This window comes from Microbacterium sp. Bi128 (assembly GCF_918698205.1).
The window spans coordinates 1-2,980 of record NZ_CAKKMM010000591.1; the positions used below are offsets into that span (position 1 = coordinate 1).

Annotated in this window: 1 protein-coding gene; it reads right to left on the reverse strand. The window is 71.6% G+C overall.

The window, feature by feature from the left end:
• Positions 1–250 precede the first annotated feature (250 nt).
• Positions 251–2,980, reverse strand: a 2,730-nt coding sequence (locus LQV45_RS23405) for a PEP/pyruvate-binding domain-containing protein (protein WP_230009043.1), incomplete at its 5' end; no start/stop codon positions are given.

The following is a 2,980-nucleotide window of genomic DNA, read 5'->3' on the forward strand; positions in this document are numbered from 1 at the left end:
TCCCGCTCGGTGCCTCGAACTCACCGCGCATCACGCCTGCCGGAAGGACGGCCCAGTCGAAGTCGGGCAACGCGGCGTCCCGGCGGGCGGCATCGTCCACCAGCCCCGAACCAAAGCCCTCGGGAACCGGGCCGCCCTGTGCGTTACTGCCGGCAGACGCCATCTAACTAACATAGCCCCCTGCTGGCGGCGTGGCGGAGGTCCCGCTGCAATTCGAAGGCCCGGCGCCGGCCGGTCCGGAGGTTCACGCTCAGCCAGCCAGGCTGCCGGCGGCCGTCGCAGGGGAGAGCGGGAAATCCACCTGCCGCACCGTTCCGGCCGATCCGTCCACGGTCACGGTCTCACCGGTCCGCAAACGGGTGGTCGCGTCCGGCACGCCCACCACCGCCGGGATGCCGTATTCGCGGGCCACCACGGCGCCGTGCGAGATCACCCCGCCCATTTCCATCACCAGGGCGCCGGCCGTCATGAACAGCGGCGTCCAGCCGGGGTCGGTGGAGGGTGCCACAAGGATTTCCCCGGGCTCAAGGTGCGCGCCCACCGGATCCAGGATGACCCGGACCGTTCCGGTGGCGGTGCCGGCCGACGCCGGTGTCCCGGCGAGGGCGCCGGAAGCGGGGGACTTGGCCATCACGGCCGCCTCGACGTCCGTGCCGTCGGAGAGCAGGAGCCGGGGAATCCGGCGCCGGCGCAGTTCGACGTCGTAGATCCGGCGGCGGCCCGCGACGATGCCCTTGAGGTCGGCACCCCGCAAACCCACACGGACCTCGTCGAATTCCAGGAAATACACATCGTCCGCGGCGGCGATCGCACCGGACCGGGCCAGCTCGATGCCGATCGCGTTGAGCTGGCGGCGCATCTCCGCGAGGGCGAGGACGATGTAGAACTTGGGCAGTTCGCGCAGTCCGGACAACTGGCGGGTCCGGCGCAGGCAGAACTCCACCAGCCGCGCCCGGAGCCGGCTGCGCGCCCCGGTCCGTTCCACCAGGCTGCGGATCCTGGCCTCGGCATGTTCCTCCGCGCGCGCAAACTGCCGGTCGGGCGCCTGCTCGGGGTCCTCCACGTGGAGGTAGTTCGAGATCATCCCGAGGATATGGTCCGGCTTCTCCGACCACCGCGGCATGCCAAGGTCGATCTCCGCCACGGCGCGGTGGCCGTAGCGGTCCAGGAACCCGTGCAGGCCGGTCTGCGCCACCGCGGGCAGCGAGCCGGCCTGGTACAGGGCGGCCAGTTCCCTTGGCCCGTGGGCCAGGAACACCTCCCGGGACGCGGCATGCGCGCCGACGGAGACGGCCAGGTGCCAGAGTTCAAGGTCCATCTCGGTGGTGACAGTGTTGGGCAGACCCCGCAACACGGCCTCGAGTTCCCGCGGTGCCGCGATGCCGCGCAGCAGCCTGCGCGCCCCGGCCAGCAAGAGGTAGCCAACGGACGGCCCCGGCAATGTCGCCTGGATCAGCCCGTCCACGGTGTTCTCCAGGACGCGCTGGGCGTGATCGAGCCGGCCAAAGGCGGTTGCCGGTTCCGGCAGGACAAGCTCGGCTTCGAGGCGATTTCCGTAATCGAAGGCGCGGCGCAGCTCGGCGGACGGCCGCACCGCGGCCCGCAGCATGGCTGGAATCAGCCGGACCGTCAGGCCCAGGCCGGCCATGGTTCCGGGATCGCGCCCTGCGCTATTGCCCGCTGCGCCGCTGCCAGTCCCCGCCTGTCGGGGGGCCAGCCTGCCCGCTGCACCGTGCCGTGCCCGCCGGGACGGCCGTTTGCGCACGCCGAACCGCGGGTCATCCAGGAGTGCCGGAAAAACCGCGCCGGACCTGCCGTCCGCCAGCGGCAGCATCCGCAGCAGGTAGCGGCGGCCGTACCTGTTGCGCACCATGGGCGTCACGTCGACATACATCCGCAATCCCGGGTTGACGTACCGCCACGGCCCGTTGCGGTTCCGCATTGAGCCCAGCACGGAGAGCCCCATGGGGGTCAGGGGCCTGGTCAGGCCCTGGAGCAAGGTGCCGCACAGGTAGACGCGGGGGTCGGCGTCGGCCCCTGCCTCCGCGCCGAGCGGTTCGGCGGCCGCAGGCTCCGGCAGCGGATACAACGTCGTGATGGGCCGCGACTGGGTCACCCAGATCCTGCCCGCTGCGTCGATCACCCATTCCACATCCTGGGGTGTACCGAACAGCCGCTGGACGGTATCGCCGAGGGCCGTGAGTTCGCTGATCCGGGCGTCGTCCAGGCTCGGCCGCCGCCGGACTGCCGTCCCCTTCGGTGAACGGAGAAGGATGCGTCCCGTGGCCGTATCCACGACGAAATGGTCCGGGTTCACGCTGCCGGAGACCACCGCCTGGCCGGGCCCCGCGCTCGCATCGATGACCGTTTCAGTCCGGGTGCCCGTCACGGGATTGGCGGTGAAGAGCACGCCGGCGCTGGTGGCGGTGATGAGGTCCTGGACGACGACGGCGAGCCCCACCTCACGGTGGCTGATCCCGTTGGCGGCGCGGTAGGCCACGGCCCGTTCGGTCCAGAGTGAGGCCCAGCAGCGCCGGACCGACTCGACCACGGCGTCGGCTCCGGAGATGTTCAGGAAGGAATCCTGCTGGCCGGCGAAGCTGGCGAAGGGCAGGTCCTCGGCGGTGGCGGAGGACCTGACCGCCACTGTGGCCCGGCTGCCGAGCGCGGCATACGCGCCGCGAAGGGCGGCATCGACGTCGGCGGGAATCGGCGCGGTCACGATCATTTCCCGCGCCTGCCGGGCCAGTTCGCCCAGGTCCGGTCCGGGCCGGGCCAACCCGGGGCGGCCTGGCTGGCCGGGGCGGGAGCCGCCGTCGCCTGGTTCGCCGTTGTCTGTTTCGTCGTCGTTCGAAGGGCCGGGCCGCGCGGCGTCCAGCCGGGCCGCCAGCGCGTCCAGTTCGGCCGGGGCCGCCTTTCGGTAGGCAACCGTGGTGAGGCAGAATCCGCGGTGTACGCGGAATCCGGCGGCCGTGAGCTT